Genomic DNA, 19,492 nt, shown 5'->3' with positions numbered 1-19,492 from the left:
CCGGGCCGTCACCGCCGGGCCAGGGCCGCCCGTAACAGGTCCGGCAGGTGCAGGCGGGTCTCCGCCTCCTCGTGGGAGGCCCGGACGAACCCGCAGCCCATCAGCGTGCCCAGGTCCTCCACCACCCGGTTCAGCGGTCGGCGCAGCGCCTCGGCGGCCTCGGCGACCGTGGGCGCCCCCTCGCGGGCCACGAGTTCCCGCAGGACCGTGCGGCAGGCCGGGTCCAGCCGGTCGAAGCCGGCCAGGACCAGGCCGCCGACCGTCCCGGCTCCGGTCGTCCCGGCTCCGGTCGTCCCGGCTCCGGTCGTCCCGGGGGCGGCCGCGGACCGCGGCGCCGCCGGCAGACCGAGCAGCTCCGCGTCCGGCAGCTCCGCGAGCTGCCGCAGACTCAGCACCCGGGAACCCGCGGCCACCGCCTCCAGCGCGGCCGGCAGTCCGTCGAGCCTCCGGCACAGCCGCACCACCGCCTCGGCCTCGGCCCGGCCGAGCGCGAACCCCGGCCGGACCTCCGAGAGCCGGTCCACGAGGAGCCGTACGGCGGGCACCCCGGCCAGGACGTCCAGCGACCGGGCCGCCTCCCAGTCCGGCCCCGGCACGGCCAGCGGCGGGACCACCGTCCCCTGGACGCCCGCCACGTGCCACGGCGTACGGGAGGTGCTGATCACGCGCAACCCCGGACAGTAGGCCAGCAGGTCCTGCACGCCGGCGACCGGGCAGCCCGCGTCGGCGACCCCGTCGAGCACGAGCAGCACCTCGCTGCGGCCGATGAGCCGGCACACCGCGGAAACGTCCTGCGCACGCGATTCGACGAGCAGGCGCAACGACTTCAGCAGGGAGCCGGGCGCCGCACCGGGACCGTCGGCGTCCACCGGGCGGGAACCGATCCACAGCACGGGCCAGCCGCGGCGCGCGCTCAGCCGGACCGCGACCTCCGTCGCCACCCTCGACTTGCCCACCCCCGGCAGCCCGGACATGGAGATCATCCGGCGGTGGTCCGACGCCAGCGCGCCCACCATCGCCCGTACCTCGACGTCCCGCCCCAGCAGGGCGTTCACCGAACGCGGCACCGCGAGCCACGGATCGGTCCCGGCCGGAGCCTGCCGCCCGCTGCCCAGGCCCGCGTTGACGAACAGCTCCCGGGACAGCCCCTCCAGCCGCAGGGCGTCCGCGAGCAGGCGGACCGTCTGCATGCGCGCGTTCACCCTCCCCGACTCCAGGGCCCGGATGGTGCGCGGACTGATCGTCGACAGGTCTGCGAGCGTCCGCTGGGTCAGCCCGGCCTGCACGCGCTTGTGGCGCAGCAGTTCGGGGAACGACGGCGCTTCGACCTCGGCTGTGGGGACCATGCGCGGGAGCGTAGGCGGGCCCCGTTCCGCAAGCGTCTCCGCCGCGTCGCCGGGACGTCTGCGATCCGTCTCCGGCGGCCGTCAGACCGGCTTCGGGGCGGGGTGGGCCCGCCGGTCCAGCAGCTCCAGCGAGATGCCCAGCAGCGACAGGGCCAGCGGATCGGAGGAGTCCAGCACCGCGTGCTCCGACAGCCGGGCCACCAGGTCGCCCATGCGCGGCACCGCGCCGGCGGCCTGTTCGCTGCGCCGCAGCAGGGCCAGGCTGAGCGCGGCCTGCGTCGCGAGCAGCCCCAGCAGTTCGATGTCGTCGAGTTCCCGGCCGGGGGAGCCCGTGTCGTGGACGTGCCGGTCCAGCACCTCGATCACGCCGATGCACTCGCCGTCCGCGATGAGCGGGGCGGCCATGATGCTCGCGGGCACGTAACCGGTGGAGGCTGCCGCGTCGCCGGCGAACTGCTCCGTCCCGGCCACGTTGTCCGTGATCAGCGGCTGGCCGCTGGCCGCGACCCAGCCGGCGATGCCGGTGCCGGGCTCGAAGCGCTTGCCGACCAGGCCCTCCTCGCCCTCGCCGGCGACCGCCGCGAAGATCAGCTCACCGGTGTCGGGGCTCACCATGAAGACCGAGGACGCGGCGGCCCCGTAGATGTACCGGGCCACCGCCACCACGGACTGCAGCAGTTGGCGCTCGGTGGCCATGAGCTCGTGCGACCAGGGTTTCATTCTCGGCCTCCTTGGACCGGTATGTTCGCGGCGCAGTGATAGAGGACGCTCTTGAGCTGGAACGGCGTGAGCCACGGATGCTTGCTCAGGACGAGCGCGGCGATCCCGGCCATGTGCGGTGCGGCGAAACTGTTGCCGGTGTTGAGCACGGTTCCGCCGCCGCGGGCCGCTACCGGCACGCGCACCCCCCGGGCCCGGAACTCCACCGGCGGCGCGGGGTTGTAGTAGAAGCGCATGCCGTCCGGCTCGGCATGGCTGGCGACCGAGATCACCGAGGAGAAGTTCCACGGGAAGCTCTCGATGGGCAGGTTGTGCGCCGCCGCCACGACCGTCGTACGGCGGAAGTAGGCGCGGTCGCACAGTTCGGTCAGCCGGTCGCGGAACTCGACCCGGGTCGTCGACAGGCTCATGCTGATCACGTCGAACCCCTCCTCGATCGCGAAGGCGAGCCCCGAGATCAGCGCGGAGGCGCTGCCGGACCTCCCGTCGCCGAGGACCTTCAGCGAACTGAGCGAGACCCCGGGGGCGATGCCGCGGATGATCCCCGCGCACGCCGTCCCGTGACCGGCGCCGTCGACGGGCTCGCACTCCTCCACCCGCGGCACCCGGCCCTCGGCCGTCACCACCTGCCACGCCCGGTCCACGGACCCGACCAGCGGGTGCGTCGGGTCGACACCGCTGTCGAGCACACAGACCCGTACGCCCTCGCCGTCCGCGCCCTCCCAGGCCCAGCGTGCGTCGATCCCCTCGAACAGGGCCGTGGGCACCGGCTCGCCGGGATCGCCGTCGGGCGACATGCTCCACGCGGGCATCCCCAACAGATGCGGCATCCGCTCGCGCCGCCAGGGGACGTCGTTCACATCCATTCGCGCACCGCCTCCAGAGGCTTCGTCGCGCCGACGGCGAGGTAGCCGTCGGCGGCGAGCCCGGCCAGGACCCCGGCCTCGGACGTCTCGCCCAGACACCGGTGGGCCCGGGCCAGGTCGAAGCAGACCTCGCCGCGCAGACAGGGGTCGTCGATGTCCTTCAGCAAGGTCAGCACCTCGGCCCGCGCCGGGTCGGCGCGGCCCTCCCCGGCGGCGGCGAGCACGGCGGCCGACAGGCACAGGATCCGCCCCCGGACGTCCATCTCCTCGCGCCGTTCCAGGAGCCGGGAGATCCGCTCCGCGGACTCCGCGGCCCGGCCGCACCGGGCGAGCTCACGGGCCGCCTGCACCCGCATGGTCAGAGCGACCGGTACGTATCCGGCCCGTTCGAGGGAGTCGGCCGCGCGGCAGAAGCGCCCCTCGGCCTCCTCGTGCGCGCCCTCCAGCGAGGCGGCCAGCCCCGCCACCTGGTCGACCAGGACCCGGCCCATCGTCAACCGGAGCTGCTCCACGACGGACTCCGCCTCGGCCAGTGCCGAGCGCGCGCCCGGCCGGTCCCCCGTCAGCGCCAGGCAGCGGGCGCGGGCGGCCAGCGCGGGCAGCGCCAGGAACCGGTCGGCGGCGAACCGTTCGAGGAGCTCCGCGGAGCCCGCCAGCTTCTGCGCCATCGGCGTCGGGGACCACTGGCGGATCTCGCACAGGGCGACGAGCAGACGGTCCTCCTCGTACGCGTCACCGATCAGCCGGGCGTGTCCGAGCGCGGCGCACGCCGCCTCCTCGGCCGCCCCGAACCGGCCCCGGTCCAGGTGGAGCAGCATCCGCACCTGCTCGAACCGGCACCAGGCGAACCGGTCGGCCTCACCGGCCGCCAACTGCGCCCGCAGCTTCCCGACGTCCTCCCCGGTGACCCGGCCCAGCCGCGCCGCCAGCAGGTACCGCTGGACGAGGCAGGGCAACTGACCGTCGCCGTCGGGGCCCTCCCGGGCGCCGTCCGCGGCCACGTCCAGCGCCCGCCGGGTGTCCCCGGAGAGCATCAGCGCGTCGCTGAGCCGGATCGCCGCGACCGGCCGGCACCGGTCCGGCCCGTTCGGCGCCAGCATCAGCGCCCGCTCCAGCAGCCCGATCGCCGTCGGTACGTCACGCTGCCGGAGCGCCACCGTGCCCTCGCCCAGCAGCGCCTCGGCCGCCTGCCGGGCCAGCTCGGGCAGCTCCGTGTCGTCCGGGCGCAGCCCCCCGAGCAGCCGGGTCGCGGCCTCCAGGTGGAAGCCGGGGTTGAAACCGCGCTCGGCCAGACGCCGGTGCCAGGTGATGCGCTGCTCCTTCTCCAGCCTGCCGTAGGCGACCTCGTGCACGGGCTGCTGCACGAAGCGGTACCCGCCCTCCTCCGCCGTCGCGTGGAACAGCCGGTGCCCCGCCAGGGCGTTCACGTTCGCCGCCGGCACCTCCTCGCCCAGCAGCGCGAGCTGCTCCAGCGTGAACGCCGGCCCGATCACGGAGGCCGCGCCCAGCAGCCGCCGGGCGGGCGCGGGCAGCCGGTCGATCATCGCGCCCACCATGGCCGTGATCGTCGGCGGAACCTCGTCGAGGGTCCTGCCGTCCCGCAGCCAGTCCATCATCAGGCGGATGTAGAGCGGGTTGCCCGCGCTGTAGAGCGCGACCCGGTCCACCAGGTCCAGGTCGTGCAGCTCGACCTCGTCCCCGTGACTGCGCCCGGCCAGTGACATCGCCAGGCGCGCGCTGTCGATCGGGACCAGCGCGCCGACGTCGATCACCCCGTCGTCCGCGGACCAGGGGCCGTCCGGTCCCGCGAGCTCCGGCCGGGAGACGCAGACCATCAGCAGCGGCACGTCCCGCAGGCCCTCCATCAGCTCACCGATGAGCCGCAGCAGGGACTGCCCCGCCCAGGCGAGGTTGTCCCACACCACGACCAGCGGCCGGGAGGCCGCGGCGGCGAACAGCTCGCGCGCGGCCCAGGACACCTCCTCCACACCCGGGCCCGGGACGGACTCGTCCGGGCGGCCGAGCGAGCCGTCGCGCAGGCCGGCCAGCACCGCGGCGACGCGTTCGTCGGCCCGCAGCAGCTCCGCGCCCGCGGGCACCTGCCGGACGAGCGCGTCCAGCACCTCGACGAGCGCCGCGTAGTTCCCGTTCGTCCCGTACGAGGGGCAGCTGCCGAAGACGGCGACCGGCCCGGCCCCGGCCGCCACCAGGTCGTCGACGGCCTCCTTGACCAGGCGGGTCTTGCCGATGCCGGGCGGCCCGAGCACGGTGACCAGTTCCGGCCGCCGTTCTCGGGCCACCCGGTGGTAGGTCTGGCGCAGCCGGTGGCGTTCGGCCCGGCGGTCCACCATGGGCGAGCCGTCGGCGGCCGGGTCGTCGTCGGCCTCACCGGTCACCACCCAGACGGGCACCGGTTCGGCCTTGCCCTTCAGCATCACGGGCAGCACCGGGGTCATGGTGAAGTGCGGGCGGGCCAGGTGCGCCACGGTCTCGTTGACGACGATCTCCCCGGCGACCGCCACCGACTGCAGGCGCGCGGCCAGGTTGACGACGTCGCCGACGACCCGGATGCCGGCCCGCGCCGAACGCGTCACCAGGGCCTCGCCGGCCGCGATCCCGCAGTGGATCTCGACCGGCGCGGCGTCCGCGGCCGGGGTGCGCAGTTCGCGTACTGCGGTGCGGATGTGCGTGGCGGCCCGCAGCGCCCGCAGGGCGTCGTCCTCCTGCGAGGTGTCCGCGCCGAAGACCGCCATCACGGCGTCGCCGATGAACTTCTCGACCACCCCGCCGTGTTCCTCCACCGTGGCCGAGCAGATCTCGTAGTACTCCTCCAGGAGCTGCTGCAGGGGCTCCGGGTCGACCCGCTCGGCGAGCCGGGTCCAGCCGACGAGGTCCAGGAACAGGACGACCACCAGTCTGCGGCTCACGCGCGGTCCTCCTCCGGGGGTTGCGGTCCTCGTACGGACAAGCGGGGTGTGGTCAGAGCAGTTTCAGGTTGTGGGCCCACACCTCGGCCTCCGGCCCGGTGTCCGCCTCGTTCAGCCGGTGCTGGACCGATACGACGACAGCCGTCTCCTCCTCGGTCAGGCGCGCCAGCACGTCGCGCTGCGCGGTGCTCAGCTGGTCGACGGGAAGTCCCGCTTCACGCAGGGCGGTCAGAGGGTCGAACACGTCACTCACCTCTTTCACGGGGCCGCACGGCGGCGGCCAGATACCGACCGGAAGGATCCGGTGGACGTAGCAGTACGCCACCAGCTCCGCCCGGTTCCTGCAGTTGAACCGGTCGAGGAGGACGCTGATCTCCTCGCCCACCGTGTGTCTGCTCAGGCCCAGCGCACGGGCCACGCGGTCGGTCGTATGACCCTGAGCGACCATGGCCACGAGCACCAGGCCCCGAGTGGAGATCTCGGGGCCCCGTAACGACGTCATCAACGCGAGCTCCTCACGACGTACTCCGTACGAACAACTCACGGACCATGACGGCGGCCATGAACGAGACGCCGTGCCAGCGCGCCTTGCGTTCGAACCAGAGCCAGTCGCCGTCCGGGTTTGCCTCCAGGAACACCGGTTCCCCGGTGTCCGGCACGAGCAGGTCGAACGCCCCGTAGCGCAGGTCCCACGCGGCGCAGAGGCTCCGCACCGCGTCGGCCGCGCGCGGCGGGCACTCGACCCGTGTCACCGTGACACTGCCGGGATCCGTCACCGTGCTCGACGGATCCGGCTTGCGGACCTCGAAGGCGCAGATCCCGCGGTCGAGGTGGTAGACGCGCAGCTCACGGGCGTGGCCCACGTACTCCTGGACGACGACGGGACGCCCGTCGCCCGCCGGGACGGCGCCGGCCTCCTCCCGGCCGACCACCACGGGCCCGCACCGCGCCCAGTCGGCCCGGTCCGGCTCGAACAGCCGGAAGTCCGGGGTCTTGACCAGCAGGGCCGGCGCCGCCACCGTGCGCGCCGCCGCCGCCACGTCGGTGGTGATCACCGTCCGGGGCGTCCGTATGCCCAGGCTCCGGGCCGTGGCGAGCTGGCCCGGACCGACGACCGTGCCGCCGGGCAGGGCCGCGGAGGCCGTCGACGCCACCTGACGCAGGAACCCGGACCACGACTGCGCCTGCAGCGGGGTCACCGAGCCCGCCGGCCGCGCCTGCGCCAGCAGCGCACAGGCCGAGGCGTGCCGCACCCACACCACCGCCGGCCTGACCCGGCGCCCCGCGATGTCCAGCAGACCGGTGTCCACGTCCAGCGCCATGGGCGTCGAGGCGAGTTCGCCCGGCCGGATCAGCACCGTCGGAGTTCCGAGCGGCCCGGTCAGCGCATTGCGGACGATCTCCAATTCAGGGCCGCCCGCACAATTGACGAGAACCACGACGGGTTTTCCCTCGTGGTCCTCGGTAATTCCCGAACGGCTCATGCAGCGAATGCTAGCAACGCCACCGCGAACGGGGCGGAAGAACAGAGGCAGTTCGAAGGCAGCTTGGGCAGCTGCCGCTTCCCCAGTGGCCAACAGGCGTAACGTCCACCCGCAACGACTCGATCGGCATTCCTGATTCCTGATGAACCATCAAGCGCATTGTGGAAGGAGGGATCGTGGCGAATCACGTGGTGAACGCGGAGGAACTGACAAAGCGCTACCGCGGAAAAGAGACGCCGGCGGTCGACGGTATTTCATTCGACATCGCCAGAGGCGAGACCATCGGGCTGCTGGGCCCCAATGGTGCCGGAAAGACGACCCTGATGAAGATGATCTGCGGCGTCACCCCTCCCACCACCGGGAGGATCAGGGTGTTCGGCGCCGACCCGGCCCGCGACCCGGTCGCCGCCAAGACCGGCATCGGCGCCATGCACCAGTCCGCCCCGTACGACGAGATGCTCTCGGCCCTCGACAACCTGCTGATCGCCACCCGCTTCAAGGGCCTGTCCTGGCGGACCACCCGGCCCTGGGCGCTGGAGGTCGCCGAGTACCTCGGCCTGAAGGACGCCCTGTCGCAGCTCGTCTTCCAGCTCTCCGGCGGTCAGCGCCAGCGTCTGCAGCTCGTCCGGGCACTCCTGACCATCCCCGAACTCCTCATCCTCGACGAGCCCTCGGCCGGCCTGGACGTCGCCGGCCGCCACCAGATCGAACGGTTCGTGCGCTGGCTGCGCGAGGAGAACGGCATGACCGTGATCTGGACCAGCCACATCATCCAGGAACTGGAACGCAACGCCCAGCGGGTCCTCGTCATCAACAAGGGCAAGGTGGTCCGCTTCGCCCAGCCGAGCGAGCTGCTCAAGGAGTTCGGCGGCGCCCATCTGCTGGTGAAGGTGGACGACGCGGTCGCGGCCAAGGTCGTCAAGGAGTGGGCGGCCACCGCGGGACTCGCCGCGAGCGTCCAGGACACCGAGGTGCGCATCGAGAACGCGGCCGTCCGCGACGTGCTGCCGCAGCTGTCACGGCACTGCCACGACGCCGGAGTCGCGATCTCGGACATCTCCACCGTCACCGACTCGCTGGAGCAGGTCTTCCTGCGCATGACCGGGAACGGGGGCTGACACCGTGGCCGAGCTGGACTTCAGGACGAAGGCGCCGGTCGGCACGGGCAAACCGGCCGACTTCACCGCCGTGTTCTACCGCGAGTACGCGCTCCTCGCCCGCAACAGGGTCAACCTCATCCTCGGTCTGACCCCCATGCTCGTGTACCTGCTGCTGGTCAACACCTCCCTCGGCAACGTCGTCGGGAACATCGTCTACCGGGGCGAGACCCTGCCGTTCTCGGTCTTCCTCCTTCCCATGGTGCTCTCGATGTCCGTGGTCAGCGCCTCGGGGACGACCGGCATGGCGATGTTCCAGGAGGAGATGAGCGGGGTCTCGACCCAGCTGTGGAGCTGGCCGCTGCGCAGGTCCCGCTTCCTGGCGGGCAAGCTCCTCGCCGGGGTGACGCTCGTCCTGGCCCAGAGCCTGCTGGCCATGGCCGTCGCCGCCGTCATCTTCGACTACCCCTTCGAGGCGTCGCACTGGATCTGGCTGCTGCTCACCCTGGTGCTGTCGTCGGTCGCCTTCAACGGGCTCTACCTCGCCGCCGCGGTCCTGATCAAGGACTACCGCACCTTCATGGTGCTCACCAGCATCTCGGTGCCCGTCCTCGTCTTCGCCGCGCCGTCGCTGTCCACCTCGCAGCAGCTCCCCACCGTGCTGCGCTGGATCTCGACGGTGAACCCGGTGTCGTACGCGGTCACGGGGATGCGCGACGCCGCGATCTTCGGCCTGGAGGAGGCGTGGCCCTCTCTGCTGGTCCTGGCCGCCGTCGCGCTCGTCGCCAACTTCGTCGCCGGCCGCGCGCTGCTGCGGCGCACCCGGAACCTCTGACCCCCAGGGAGTCCCTCACCGTGCAGACCGAAGACCAGACCCTGTCCTGGCTCGCCTCGCCCCAGGACCGCTCCGTGCTCCGCCTGCCGGGGACGAACAGAGCCCGGCACCCCGGGGCCACCTGGGAGATGGTGAGCCGTGCGGCGGCGAAGGTGGGTGTCACCCGGGTCGCCGACATCACCCGGCTCGACACCATCGGCATACCGACCTACCAGGCCGTCCGGCCGCTCTCCCGGACCCTGGCCGTCTCCCAGGGCAAGGGGATGACCCCCGAGCTGGCGAAACTCTCCGCGGTCATGGAGTCGGTCGAGACCTGGCACGTGGAGCAGCCCGTCACCCCCGCAATGACCGCCGCCCCCCGCGACCTCGGCGCGGACCTGGGCTACGACGTGAGCGCCCTGGCGCCCTGCGCGCCGAGCCTCCTGCACGACGGGCTGCCACTGGACTGGGTGGAGGCCAGATCGCTCGTCGACGGCGCGCGGACGTTCGTCCCCGTGAACCTCGCCCGGCTCTCGCTGGAGGAGAAGACCGGCTGGAACCCGCCGGTCTTCTTCGAGTCGACGAACGGACTGGCCGGCGGCAACACCCTGGTCGAGGCCACCCTGCACGCGCTCTGCGAGATCATCGAGCGGGACGCGACGACCGCGGCCGTCAGGCGCGGCGGGGAGATGGGCGTGCGCGTCGACCCGCGGACCGCCGGGTCGGCCGTCGCCGACGACATGTGCACCCTGATCGAGCGGGCCGACGTCACCCTCGAAGTGCGCTTCGTGCCCTCGCCCACCGGCCTGCCCTGCTTCCTGGCCTGGGTCGCCTGCCACGACTACCCGGCCCCGATGTTCGGGTTCGGCTGCCACCTCAGCACGGAGATCGCCCTCACCCGGGCCGTCTCCGAAGCGGCGCAGGCCAGACTCGCGTACATCTCGGGGGCGCGGGACGACCTCCGCGACGACTTCGGCCGGGCGGACGTCGGCCGGCTGAAGGAGGCACGGTCCGCCCCGGCCGCCGACATCGCCACCCTGGTGCCGCAGCCCGCCCGCCACGACAGCCTGGTCGAAGACCTCGCCCACGTGGTCCGGCAGGCGGCCGACGCCTTTTCCCACCCGCCCGTCGTGGTCGACCTGACGCGGGACGAGATCGGAGTCCCCGTCGTCAAGGTCGTCGCACCGGGGAGCCGTGTATGTCCGGAGGTGTTGTAGTGAGCACGCCCAAGGTGGTCGTCTACGCGGGGCCGACGCTGTCCGAGGCCGACGTCCGGGCGGTCCTCCCCGACGCCGAGGTCCGGCCGCCCGCCGGCCGCGGCGATCTCCTCGCGGACACGTGGAACCCCGGCGACGTCGCCGTCGTCATCGACGGCTACTTCCGGGAACGGCGGTCCGTCGGCCACAAGGAGATCCTCCAGCTGCTCACCGAAGGCGTGGACGTCGTCGGCGCCGCGAGCATGGGGGCACTGCGCGCCGCGGAACTCGCCCCGTGCGGCATGCGGGGCCTCGGAACCGTCTACGGGATGTACGTCTCGGGCGAGATCGACGGAGACGATGAGGTCGGCGTCCTGCACGGTCCCGCCGAGATGGGGTACCCCGCACAGACCGTCGCCCTGGTGAACCTGCGCCACGGCTGCAAGGAGGGGGCCGAGCAGGACCTGGTCCCCGAGGAGGCCGGACGGCGGATCGTGGCGGCGGCAGCGGCCATGCCCTTCACCCACCGGGGCTGGAAGGACATCGAGCGGGCCCTGGACGAGACCGACCACGAGGCCCTGCGGACGCTGGAGGAGATGATCGGCGCCGGTGTCTGGGACCTCAAACGGCTCGACGCGACGGCGGCCCTCCGGGCGGTCGCGGACCGCCCCGCGGTGACACCCGCCCCCTCCGCCCCCGACGTCCCCGTCACCGGGATCAGCCGCACCCGGTCGCTGGTCCGCAGGACCCGCCGGGAGTACGCCCCCGGCCGGTGGATGTCCGACCTCGACGTCCTGGACGCGGCCCGGCTGTTCGACGCCGGCTACCCGGCGCTGCACGAGGCCGTCCTGACCGGCCTGCTGCGGGAGTTCGCGGCCGCGCGGGGCATGACCCCGGAGCAGTACGGCACGGCCAGGCTCGGGCTGGACGACGCGGCGCCGCTGCCGCCCTCCCTCGCCCCCTGGTTCACGGAGGCGGAGCGGGAGCCGGAGCCGGCCGGCGGGCTCACCGCCCCGGACCGGACCCGACTCCTCATGGTGCGGGTGTGGCCGGTGTGGCAGTCCGCGGACTGGAGGCCGGCGGTCCTGGACCGGCTGCGCGCGTCCGACCGCTGGGACGAATGGTGCGCCCTCGTCGCCCGCGCCGACGAGGCCACGGAGGAGGCCGGCCCCCGGCTCGCCGTCCCCCCGCCCGCGATGTGCGCGAACCTCTTCCTGCGCCACTGGCACGGCAGCGCAACCTCCCCCCTCGTCGAGATGGCCCGACGGGGCTTCACCGGCCCCGACGAACTCGGCGCGGCGGTCCGCAGGTTCTTCGCCTACGACATCCGCCGCGGACGGGAACGCCGCACCACCCCCGGGGGCTGACGCCGGGCGGGGTGTCGCACACGGCCGCCGCTCGCCTACAGTGCGTGACGACTGCACGCCCGGTCGCTCACCCCGTACAGGAGCACGCCTGTGGCCACCCACGCCCGCCCCGGCCCCCTCCCGAGCCCGGCCCCGGCCGGCCGCCCGGTCCCCGAGCTGGACCCCGCCCTCGTCGAACCGTGGCGGGGCGGGGGAGGGGAACCCGTCGAGCTCTTCGCCCTGGCCCGTCAACGGCTCGGCGGGATCGCCGCGTTCCGGCTCGGCCCCCGCCCCACCGTGCTGGTCACCGACCCCACGGCCGTGCAGCACGTGCTCGCGCACCACCCCGACCGGTACGTCAAGCGCTCCCACCGCGCCCGGCTGCTCATCGGCGACGGGCTCCTGGCCGCCACGGGCGAGGCATGGCAGCGGCAACGACGGCTGCTGCAGTCCCGGTTCACCGGGACGGGCATGCGCCGCCACGAACAGCGGATCGCCGGGGCCGCCCGGACCGCGGCCGCGCGCTGGGCCTCGTACGCCCGGACCGGGGAGGTCTTCGACGTCGGCGCGGAGATGCGCCGCTTCGCGCTGGACACCATCTGGCGCTCCCTGACCGGGCACCCGCTCGACCCCGGCACGGAACGCGAACTGGCCTCCGTCCCCGCCGTGGTGGCCGCCCTGCCCAGCCTCCCCGCCGACGGGAGCGCCGCCCGGGGAGCCGTCGCCGCGGACCTGGCCAGGATCGACGCCGTGGCGGACCGCGCAGTCGCCGCCGCCCGGGACGGCGCGGCCGGACCCGACGGGCCCGGGCTGCTGCACGTCCTCACCGAGGCGGCCGCCACCCGCCCCGAGTACACCGACCGGCTGATCCGCGACGAGCTGGTGACGCTGCTCGTCGCCGGCCACGAGACGACCGCGTCCACGCTGACCTGGCTGTACCTGCTGCTGGACCGCAACCCCGACGCGCGCCGCCAGGCCCTCGCCGCGGGGCCCGAAGGCTCCGCGGAGCGCAGGCGGGCCGTCCAGGCGCTCGTCCAGGAAACGCTGCGCCTCTACCCGTCCGCCTGGATCCTGCCGCGCTGCGCGGCCGAGGACGACGACCTCGCCGGATACCGGATCGAGGCCGGCACCGACGTGCTGGTCTGCCCCTACCTCACCCACCGGGACGCCGGACTCTGGGAGGAGCCCGGACGCTTCGATCCGGGCCGCTTCACCACTCCCGGCCGCAGGCCCGCCCACCCCGGGAGCTACTACCCCTTCGGTATCGGGCCCCGGGCCTGTCTGGGCCTCCAGTTCGCCCTCCGGGAGTCGACCGCCCTCCTCGAACTCCTCCTGCCGGCCCACACCCCGCGCTTCCACTCGCTTCCGGCCGGGGCCGCCTACAGCATCACCGTCCGCCCCGACGGGCCGACCCCCGCGACGCTGGAGGGCTGACGAAAAACGCTTGGACGCCGCGGGTGCCGTCACGGGACACTGCGAGCCTTGTCCTCGGAGGTCCGACAAAGCAGGGTTGGCATGGATTCGCCTGAATCGAGCAAAGGTTCGCCGGGCAGCGGTCCGGTGCTCCTCGCACTTCGCTACTACGGACGGGAGTTGGCCCGGCTGCGCCGGGTGACGTTACCCGCGATGCTGTGCCCGGCGCTGGGCAACATCGGCATCAACTACATGGCGCCGCTGATCGTCGCGAAGCTGGTCGGTCACCTGACCGGGGGCGGCGGCACCGGCATGGACACGATGCTGCCCTACCTCCTCGCCTTCACCGGCGTCCTGCTGGTCGGGGAGGGCCTGTGGCGCGTCGGGCTGCACTGCCTGAACCGGCTCGACGCCCGCGGCATCGAGAACCTCTACGTCATCGGCATGGACGAACTGTTCGCCAAGGACGCCGCGTTCTTCCACGACAACTTCGCCGGATCGCTCACCAAGCGGGTCCTGAGCTTCGCCTCCCGCTTCGAGGAGTTCGTCGACACGCTGACCTTCTCGGTCATGGGCAGCCTCGTGCCGCTGGTGTTCGCGTCGGTGGTCCTGTGGCAGTACGAACCGCAGCTGGTGGTAGGCCTGTTGGTGATGATCCTGGTGACGGCCCTGTGCGTCGCCCCGCTCATCCGGCGCCGCCAGGTGCTCGTCGCCCAGCGCGAGGAGGCCATCGCCAGGGTGTCGGGCCACGTCGCCGACAGCCTGATGAACATGGACACCGTACGGGCCTTCGCGGCGGAGGGCCGCGAGGCCGCCGAACACCGTTCCCGGGTCGCCGAGTCGCGGCGGCTCACATTGCGCTCGTGGGACTACGGCAACCTGCGCATCGACACGGTGGTCGCACCGATGTCCGTGCTCACCAACGCGCTGGGCCTGGTGCTCGCCGTCTCGCTCGGGGCGCGGGAGCACGGTGTGGAAGCGGTCATCGTCGCCTTCACCTACTACGCGAGCGCGACCCGCATCATGTTCGAGTTCAACCAGATCTACCGGCGCCTGGAAAGCTCCATGACGGAGGCGGCGCAGTTCACGGAGCTGCTGCTGACCCCGTCGACCGTGCTCGACCCGGTCGCGCCGGAGCCGCTCCGCTGCGAGGGGTCCGACGTCCGCTTCGAGCAGGTGACCTTCGCCCACGCGGGCGCGAACGGAGGCCCGCTCTTCGAGGGCATCGACCTGGCCGTGCCCAGCGGGACGAAGATCGGCCTCGTCGGCCGGTCCGGCGGCGGCAAGACCACCCTGACCCGCTTGCTGCTGCGCATGACGGACATCCACGCCGGCCGGATCCTCATCGGCGGGCAGGACATCACCCGGATGTCCCAGGCCGACCTGCGCAGCCTGATCGCGTACGTGCCCCAGGACCCGGCCATGTTCCACCGCACCCTGCGCGAGAACATCGCCTTCGCCCGGCCCGACGCCACCGAGGCCGAGATCCGCCGTGCCGCCGAGGCGGCGCACGTCACCGAGTTCGCCGACGGGCTCCCGGAGGGCTTCGACACCATGGTCGGCGAGCGCGGGGTGAAGCTCTCCGGCGGCCAGCGCCAGCGGGTGGCCCTCGCCCGGGCGATCCTGCGCGACGCGCCGATCCTGCTGCTCGACGAGGCGACCAGCGCCCTGGACTCGGAGAGCGAGATCCTCGTCCAGGACGCCCTGTGGCGCCTCATGGAGGGCCGGACCGCGCTCGTGGTGGCGCACCGGCTGAGCACGGTCGCGGGCATGGACCGGCTCGTCGTCCTCGACCGCGGACGGATCGTCGAACAGGGCACCCACCAGCAACTGCTGGCCGCGGAGGGCGCCTATGCGAAGCTCTGGCAGCACCAGTCCGGCGGCTTCCTCGACGAGACCCCCGCCGGAGCCGACGTGCACTGACACCCCGGTGTCCGGCCCGTGGCCGCGCAGCGGTCACCCGGCTGACCGGCTGACCGGCTGACCGGCCGACCGGCTGACCGGCCGAGCGGGGGCGCGGGTCCGCCCGGGGCGGCCTACGGTCGAGGTATGAGCGAGATTGTCGTCGTGTACGAACTCGACAAGGCGACTGCGGCCGACGCCGAACCGTCCGTGCGCCGCGTGCACGCGGTGCCCGCCGCCCCCGGGACGGCGGGCGTCGCCGGCCCCCGTACCTTTTGCGGCCACGACACCTTCGCCATGACGGTGTCCCCGTGGAAGCCCGCCGACCATCCGGGGGCCGCGTGGTACGGCGAGCGGTACGCGGGCCTGGTCTGCCCGGCCTGCGACGACGCCGTGGGCGGCTGAAACGGGCGGGCTACTTCTTGGCGTGTTCCCCGAGGAAGAACAGCAGGTAGACGAAGCCCGCGAACACGTGGGTGCCGAAGATGTAGAAGAAGGCCCGCAGCGCCACGCCGCGCTCCAGCCACCTGGCCTCGGTCCGGGCCCCGGACCCGCCCGCGCGGTCCCGTGCGGCCGAGTCGGGGGCGGGGTCGGGTGCGGGGTCGGTCATCGTGAAGTCTCCAAGGGCGGTCCGGCGCGGCCTCGCAGCACCTGATGAATTGCATAACTCTGCAATTGTAGCCGCCGCCCCCCGACCCCGGGCCGTCCCCCTCGGGGTCCTCAGGAATCCAGCGCCGCGAGGATCTCGGCGGTGCTGCTGACCTTGCCGATGCGCGGGAAGATCTTGCCGAAGGTGTGGGCGTGGGATTCGGCGTCCAGGTCGGCGGTCGCGTCCTCGGCGAAGACCAGCTCGTAGCTGAGCTCCCAGGCCGTACGGGCGGTGGACTCGACGCCGACGCTGGTGGAGATCCCGGCCAGCACGATGCGGTGGATGCCGCGCCGGCGCAGCTGGAGGTCGAGCTCGGTGCCGGTGAAGGCGCCCCAGTGCCGCTTGGTCACGACCACGTCGCCGAGGGCGGCGAGGTCGGCGGGGATCTCGGAGAACGCGGCGGGCGGGGCGGTGGCCGGGCCCGGCCGGTCCACGTTGGCGGTGGGCAGGTCGCCGCCGTCGGGGGACCAGGCCACCCTGACCAGGACCACGGGCAGCTTGCGGGCCCGGAACGCCCCGGCGAGCTCGACGCCCTTCGCGAGGATCTCGGCGGAGGGCCTGGCGGTGGGCAGGCCGAGGATCCCGGTCTGGAGGTCGATGAGGACCAGGGCGGTGTCGTCGCCGAGGGCGAGACGGTTCGGGTCGGTGGCGGTCATACGGGCTCCTTCGAACGGGTGGCGGGGGGGTCGGGCGGCGCATGGCGGGCGGTGGGTGGGCGGCCGGTGGCCCGGGTCGTCCCGGGACCGGTTCACTCCCCGGCGAGGCGGCGCAGCAGCGGTACGGCCTCGGCGAGCAGGCGCTGTTCGGCGGGGCTCAGCCGCTCGGCGATCAGCTCGGCGATCCGCCCCTGTCCGGCCTCGCGGCGTTCGCGGACGAGGGCCTCGCCCTCCGGGGTGAGGGCGATGACCAGCCGGCGGCCGTCGGTGGGGTGGGGGCTCCGGGTGACGTAGCCGTCGGCCTGGAGGCTGTTCACCGTGGCGATCACCGACTGCGGCCGGATCCTCTCGGCCTGGGCCAGGTCGGTGGCGGTGGAGGGCCCGAGCCGGTCGAGCCGTTTGAGTACGGACATCTGCGACAGACTCACGCCGCCGCCCGTGGCGGCCCGTATCTGCCGGACCAGCATGCCGATCGTCAGCTGGAGCTCCTCCGCGAGGTCGCGCGGCGGAGGCGGAGGCGAGTGGGGAGGCGGCGGGAGTTCTGCGGGCATGATCAGAACCTAGGGGCCATACAGTTAAACTTACAAGTCAGACTTACTAGTGGGGCCGGTCCGTCCCGGTCTCCGGGGATCCTCGCCCCTGGCTACGATACGAACGTGAGTACGAATAAGGAAGAATGCCGTCCGGCCCTGACGCCGCGGCTGACCGGAGCCGAACTCCTGCGGTGGTACTGGACGCTGGCCGAGCTGAGCGCGCTGGCGCGGGAGATGGGGCTGTCGGCCGGGGGCGGCAAGGCCGCCGTCACCACCCGGCTCGCCGCCGCACTCGACGGCCTGCCCGGACCGGCGGCCGCCCCGGCCGCGCCCGCCCGGCCCTCCGCACGCCGGGCGGCACGCCAGCTCGCCGCCCCCGTCGACGGCACGACCGTGATCCCGCCGGGGCAGCGGTGCAGCCAGGTGCTCAGGGAGTACTTCACGCGGGAGATCGGCCCCGGTTTCCACTTCGACGCCTTCATGCGCGAGTACGTCGCCCAGCACGCGGGACACACGCTGGCCGAGGCCGTCGCCCACTGGCACGCCACGCGGGCCCGGGCGGCCGAACCCCGGGAAGTGGCGGCCCAGTTCGAGTTCAACCGCTTCCTGCGCACCTGGCACGCCGACCACCCCGGCGGCACCCGCGCCGGGGCCCTGGAGGCCTGGAAGGCGCACCGGGCCCGCCCGCGGGACTGACCGCGGCGACCTCGCCGGGCCGGATCCGGCCCGGCGGCGGGCACGGCCGGTGGCACCTACTGCCGTTCGTAGGTCAGCAGCACCACGCCGTTGCCGAAAGCGTGCGTGCCCGTCAGACGCAGCGGCACGCGGGCGTCGGCGTCGGCGGGCCGGAAGAACGGCCGGCCGCGGCCGATGCGTACCGGGTGCACGTAGATCCGGTACGCGTCCACGAGGCCGAGCCGCAGGAAGGTGGCGGCGAGGTCGGCCCCGCCCAGGATCAGGTCGCCCCCGGGCGCCGCCTTGAGCGCGGCGACCTCCTCCGGGACCACGTCACGCAGGACGGTGGTGTTCCAGTCGGCCTCGCCCGCCGGGAGGGTGCGCGAGTACACGTACTTCGGGATGGACCGCCAGATCCCGGCGAACTCGGCCACCGCCCCCGCGTTGGCGGGGTCGGCGTCGGCCGTGGGCCAGAAGCCGGTCATCAGCTCGTGCGTGACCCGGCCGCTGAGCAGGCCGCCCATCGGGCGGATCACGTCGTTCATGTGCTGGTGCAGCTCTTCGTCGACGCAGTGCCAGTCGATCTGCCGCTCGGGCCCTTCGAAGAAACCTTCGAGGGAGACGCCGCCCATCAGAATGATCTTCCGCATACCGCTCCACGCTACATACTTTCCGGTGTGAAGAGCTCAGACGACACCGGGAACACCGGGAACACCGGCGACACCGTCCTGTTCGACGTCCGCGGCCGGACGGGGGTGGTCACCCTCAACCGCCCCAGGGCGCTCAACGCCCTCACCCACCCCATGGTGCTGCGGATCGACGAGGCACTCACCGCCTGGGAGGACGACCCCGCCGTCCAACAGGTGCTGATCCGCGGGGCCGGCGACCGCGGGCTGTGCGCGGGCGGGGACATCCGCGCCATCCACGACGACGCCAAGGCCGGGACCGCCGCCTCCGCCGGCTTCTGGCGCGACGAGTACCGGCTCAACGCGCACATCGCCCGCTACCCGAAGCCGTACGTGGCCCTCATGGACGGCATCGTCATGGGCGGCGGTGTCGGCGTCTCGGCGCACGGCTCCGTCCGGGTCGTCACCGAACGCTCCCGCGTCGCCATGCCCGAGACCGGCATCGGCTTCGTGCCGGACGTCGGCGGCACCTGGCTGCTCGGCCGCGCCCCCGGCCTGCTCGGCACCCATCTCGCCCTCACCGGAGCCGCGGTGGGCGCCGCCGACGCGATCCTGTGCGGGCTCGCCGACCACTTCGTACCGGCCGCCGCGCTGGCGGAGCTGACGGACGGCCTCGCCGGGGCCCCGGCCGCCGAGGTCCTCCGGCGCCACGCGGCCGCGGCCCCGCCCGGCGAACTCGCCGGGCGGCGCGCCTGGATCGACCGCTGCTACGCGGCGGACACCGTCGAGGAAATCGTCGAGCGGCTGTACGCCGAAGGGGACCCGGCCGCCAAGGAGACCGCCGAGACGATCCTCGCCAAGTCCCCGACCGCGCTCAAGGCCACCCTCGCCGCACTGCGCCGGGCCGCCGGCCTGACGACCCTGCCCCAGGTGCTGGCGCAGGAGTTCCGCGTGTCCTGCAACGCGCTGGCCTCACCCGACCTGGTGGAGGGCATCCGGGCCCAGGTCGTCGACAAGGACCGCGACCCCCGCTGGTCTCCGGCCCGGCTGGAGGAGGTCGCCGCGGCCGACGTCGAGCGCTTCTTCGCCCCGCTCGGCGCCGGCCGCGAGCTCACCTTCCCGGGCCGGACGGGAGTTTGACGACGGGCCCTAGTCTTCTGAGTCAGGAATTCTGTTCAGATATGAGGCGAGGCGTTCAAGGATCTCGTCCGCGGTCTTCGTCCAGACGTAGGGCTTCGGGTC

Annotated in this window: 19 protein-coding genes; 9 read left to right on the top strand and 10 right to left on the bottom strand. The window is 73.2% G+C overall.

Annotated features, from left to right (window positions below; genetic code table 11):
- Positions 1–8 precede the first annotated feature (8 nt).
- The 6 genes from ACZ6Y1_RS33890 to ACZ6Y1_RS33865 all read right to left on the bottom strand — a co-directional run bounded on the left by ACZ6Y1_RS33890 (position 9) and on the right by ACZ6Y1_RS33865 (position 7,343).
- Positions 9–1,346, bottom strand: a complete 1,338-nt coding sequence (locus ACZ6Y1_RS33890; RefSeq protein ID WP_469639112.1) for a helix-turn-helix domain-containing protein — start codon at positions 1,344–1,346, stop codon at positions 9–11.
- Positions 1,347–1,427: 81 nt separating this feature from the next.
- Positions 1,428–2,066, bottom strand: a complete 639-nt coding sequence (locus ACZ6Y1_RS33885) for a GAF domain-containing protein (RefSeq protein ID WP_469639109.1) — start codon at positions 2,064–2,066, stop codon at positions 1,428–1,430.
- Positions 2,063–2,932: a S8 family serine peptidase gene (locus ACZ6Y1_RS33880; protein ID WP_469639106.1), complete on the bottom strand. Its 870-nt coding sequence runs from the start codon at positions 2,930–2,932 to the stop codon at positions 2,063–2,065. Before ACZ6Y1_RS33880 ends, ACZ6Y1_RS33885 begins: the two co-directional genes overlap by 4 nt.
- Complete coding sequence (locus ACZ6Y1_RS33875; protein WP_469639103.1) at positions 2,923–5,859, bottom strand: AAA family ATPase; 2,937 nt, start codon at positions 5,857–5,859, stop codon at positions 2,923–2,925. Before ACZ6Y1_RS33875 ends, ACZ6Y1_RS33880 begins: the two co-directional genes overlap by 10 nt.
- A gap of 52 nt (positions 5,860–5,911) precedes the next feature.
- Complete coding sequence (locus ACZ6Y1_RS33870) at positions 5,912–6,361, bottom strand: aroma-sacti cluster domain-containing protein (RefSeq protein ID WP_469639100.1); 450 nt, start codon at positions 6,359–6,361, stop codon at positions 5,912–5,914.
- Positions 6,362–6,374: 13 nt separating this feature from the next.
- Positions 6,375–7,343, bottom strand: coding sequence for an MvdC/MvdD family ATP grasp protein (locus ACZ6Y1_RS33865; protein WP_469639097.1), 969 nt, complete (start codon positions 7,341–7,343; stop codon positions 6,375–6,377).
- 176 nt (positions 7,344–7,519) lie between these two features.
- Between ACZ6Y1_RS33865 and ACZ6Y1_RS33860 the strand changes: the two genes are divergently transcribed.
- The 7 genes from ACZ6Y1_RS33860 to ACZ6Y1_RS33830 all read left to right on the top strand — a co-directional run bounded on the left by ACZ6Y1_RS33860 (position 7,520) and on the right by ACZ6Y1_RS33830 (position 15,516).
- Positions 7,520–8,461, top strand: a complete 942-nt coding sequence (locus ACZ6Y1_RS33860) for an ABC transporter ATP-binding protein (protein WP_469639094.1) — start codon at positions 7,520–7,522, stop codon at positions 8,459–8,461.
- A 4-nt stretch (positions 8,462–8,465) separates the two neighbouring features.
- On the top strand, positions 8,466–9,275 hold the full coding sequence (locus ACZ6Y1_RS33855; protein WP_469639091.1) for an ABC transporter permease: 810 nt from the start codon (positions 8,466–8,468) through the stop codon (positions 9,273–9,275).
- Between the two features lie 20 nt (positions 9,276–9,295).
- Positions 9,296–10,471, top strand: coding sequence for a YcaO-like family protein (locus ACZ6Y1_RS33850; protein WP_469639088.1), 1,176 nt, complete (start codon positions 9,296–9,298; stop codon positions 10,469–10,471).
- Complete coding sequence (locus ACZ6Y1_RS33845; protein WP_469639085.1) at positions 10,471–11,817, top strand: TfuA-like protein; 1,347 nt, start codon at positions 10,471–10,473, stop codon at positions 11,815–11,817. Before ACZ6Y1_RS33850 ends, ACZ6Y1_RS33845 begins: the two co-directional genes overlap by 1 nt.
- Positions 11,818–11,907: 90 nt before the next feature.
- A complete protein-coding gene (locus ACZ6Y1_RS33840) occupies positions 11,908–13,230 on the top strand; it encodes a cytochrome P450 (RefSeq protein WP_469639082.1) in 1,323 nt (440 codons plus the stop codon).
- Between the two features lie 81 nt (positions 13,231–13,311).
- Positions 13,312–15,132, top strand: coding sequence for an ABC transporter ATP-binding protein (locus ACZ6Y1_RS33835; RefSeq protein WP_469639078.1), 1,821 nt, complete (start codon positions 13,312–13,314; stop codon positions 15,130–15,132).
- A gap of 126 nt (positions 15,133–15,258) precedes the next feature.
- On the top strand, positions 15,259–15,516 hold the full coding sequence (locus tag ACZ6Y1_RS33830) for a hypothetical protein (RefSeq protein ID WP_469639075.1): 258 nt from the start codon (positions 15,259–15,261) through the stop codon (positions 15,514–15,516).
- Between the two features lie 10 nt (positions 15,517–15,526).
- Here the strand turns inward: ACZ6Y1_RS33830 and ACZ6Y1_RS33825 are convergent, their stop codons facing one another.
- The 3 genes from ACZ6Y1_RS33825 to ACZ6Y1_RS33815 all read right to left on the bottom strand — a co-directional run bounded on the left by ACZ6Y1_RS33825 (position 15,527) and on the right by ACZ6Y1_RS33815 (position 16,967).
- Positions 15,527–15,721, bottom strand: a complete 195-nt coding sequence (locus ACZ6Y1_RS33825; protein ID WP_469639072.1) for a DUF6126 family protein — start codon at positions 15,719–15,721, stop codon at positions 15,527–15,529.
- A gap of 110 nt (positions 15,722–15,831) precedes the next feature.
- Positions 15,832–16,416, bottom strand: a complete 585-nt coding sequence (locus ACZ6Y1_RS33820) for a hydrolase (protein WP_469639069.1) — start codon at positions 16,414–16,416, stop codon at positions 15,832–15,834.
- Positions 16,417–16,508: 92 nt separating this feature from the next.
- Complete coding sequence (locus tag ACZ6Y1_RS33815) at positions 16,509–16,967, bottom strand: MarR family winged helix-turn-helix transcriptional regulator (RefSeq protein ID WP_469639066.1); 459 nt, start codon at positions 16,965–16,967, stop codon at positions 16,509–16,511.
- A 105-nt stretch (positions 16,968–17,072) separates the two neighbouring features.
- On the opposite strand from ACZ6Y1_RS33815, the gene ACZ6Y1_RS33810 reads away from it, so the two are divergent.
- A complete protein-coding gene (locus ACZ6Y1_RS33810; RefSeq protein ID WP_469639063.1) occupies positions 17,073–17,645 on the top strand; it encodes a DUF6434 domain-containing protein in 573 nt (190 codons plus the stop codon).
- 56 nt (positions 17,646–17,701) lie between these two features.
- Here ACZ6Y1_RS33810 and ACZ6Y1_RS33805 read toward each other — a convergent pair whose 3' ends face one another.
- The gene (locus tag ACZ6Y1_RS33805) at positions 17,702–18,274 is read right to left on the bottom strand and encodes a dihydrofolate reductase family protein (RefSeq protein WP_469639060.1); all 573 of its coding nucleotides are present in this window, start codon (positions 18,272–18,274) and stop codon (positions 17,702–17,704) included.
- Positions 18,275–18,301: 27 nt separating this feature from the next.
- Here ACZ6Y1_RS33805 and ACZ6Y1_RS33800 point away from each other — a divergent pair, with 27 nt between their 5' ends.
- The gene (locus tag ACZ6Y1_RS33800; protein WP_469639056.1) at positions 18,302–19,390 is read left to right on the top strand and encodes an enoyl-CoA hydratase/isomerase family protein; all 1,089 of its coding nucleotides are present in this window, start codon (positions 18,302–18,304) and stop codon (positions 19,388–19,390) included.
- Positions 19,391–19,492 lie beyond the last annotated feature (102 nt).

Source organism: Streptomyces sp. NPDC053432 (assembly GCF_055585365.1).
Note: the sequence above shows the minus strand (reverse complement) of the source record. Positions and strands in the feature narration are given on the sequence as shown.

What these genes read in the sequence shown, in the direction of transcription:
- ACZ6Y1_RS33865 (WP_469639097.1), bottom strand. Translation starts at nt 7,343, where the DNA reads ATGAGCCGTTCGGGAATTACCGAGGACCACGAGGGAAAACCCGTCGTG.
- ACZ6Y1_RS33870 (WP_469639100.1), bottom strand. Translation starts at nt 6,361, where the DNA reads ATGACGTCGTTACGGGGCCCCGAGATCTCCACTCGGGGCCTGGTGCTC.
- ACZ6Y1_RS33835 (WP_469639078.1), top strand. Translation starts at nt 13,312, where the DNA reads ATGGATTCGCCTGAATCGAGCAAAGGTTCGCCGGGCAGCGGTCCGGTG.
- ACZ6Y1_RS33820 (WP_469639069.1), bottom strand. Translation starts at nt 16,416, where the DNA reads ATGACCGCCACCGACCCGAACCGTCTCGCCCTCGGCGACGACACCGCC.
- ACZ6Y1_RS33885 (WP_469639109.1), bottom strand. Translation starts at nt 2,066, where the DNA reads ATGAAACCCTGGTCGCACGAGCTCATGGCCACCGAGCGCCAACTGCTG.
- ACZ6Y1_RS33880 (WP_469639106.1), bottom strand. Translation starts at nt 2,932, where the DNA reads ATGGATGTGAACGACGTCCCCTGGCGGCGCGAGCGGATGCCGCATCTG.
- ACZ6Y1_RS33825 (WP_469639072.1), bottom strand. Translation starts at nt 15,721, where the DNA reads ATGACCGACCCCGCACCCGACCCCGCCCCCGACTCGGCCGCACGGGAC.
- ACZ6Y1_RS33815 (WP_469639066.1), bottom strand. Translation starts at nt 16,967, where the DNA reads ATGCCCGCAGAACTCCCGCCGCCTCCCCACTCGCCTCCGCCTCCGCCG.
- ACZ6Y1_RS33805 (WP_469639060.1), bottom strand. Translation starts at nt 18,274, where the DNA reads ATGCGGAAGATCATTCTGATGGGCGGCGTCTCCCTCGAAGGTTTCTTC.
- ACZ6Y1_RS33890 (WP_469639112.1), bottom strand. Translation starts at nt 1,346, where the DNA reads ATGGTCCCCACAGCCGAGGTCGAAGCGCCGTCGTTCCCCGAACTGCTG.
- ACZ6Y1_RS33830 (WP_469639075.1), top strand. Translation starts at nt 15,259, where the DNA reads ATGAGCGAGATTGTCGTCGTGTACGAACTCGACAAGGCGACTGCGGCC.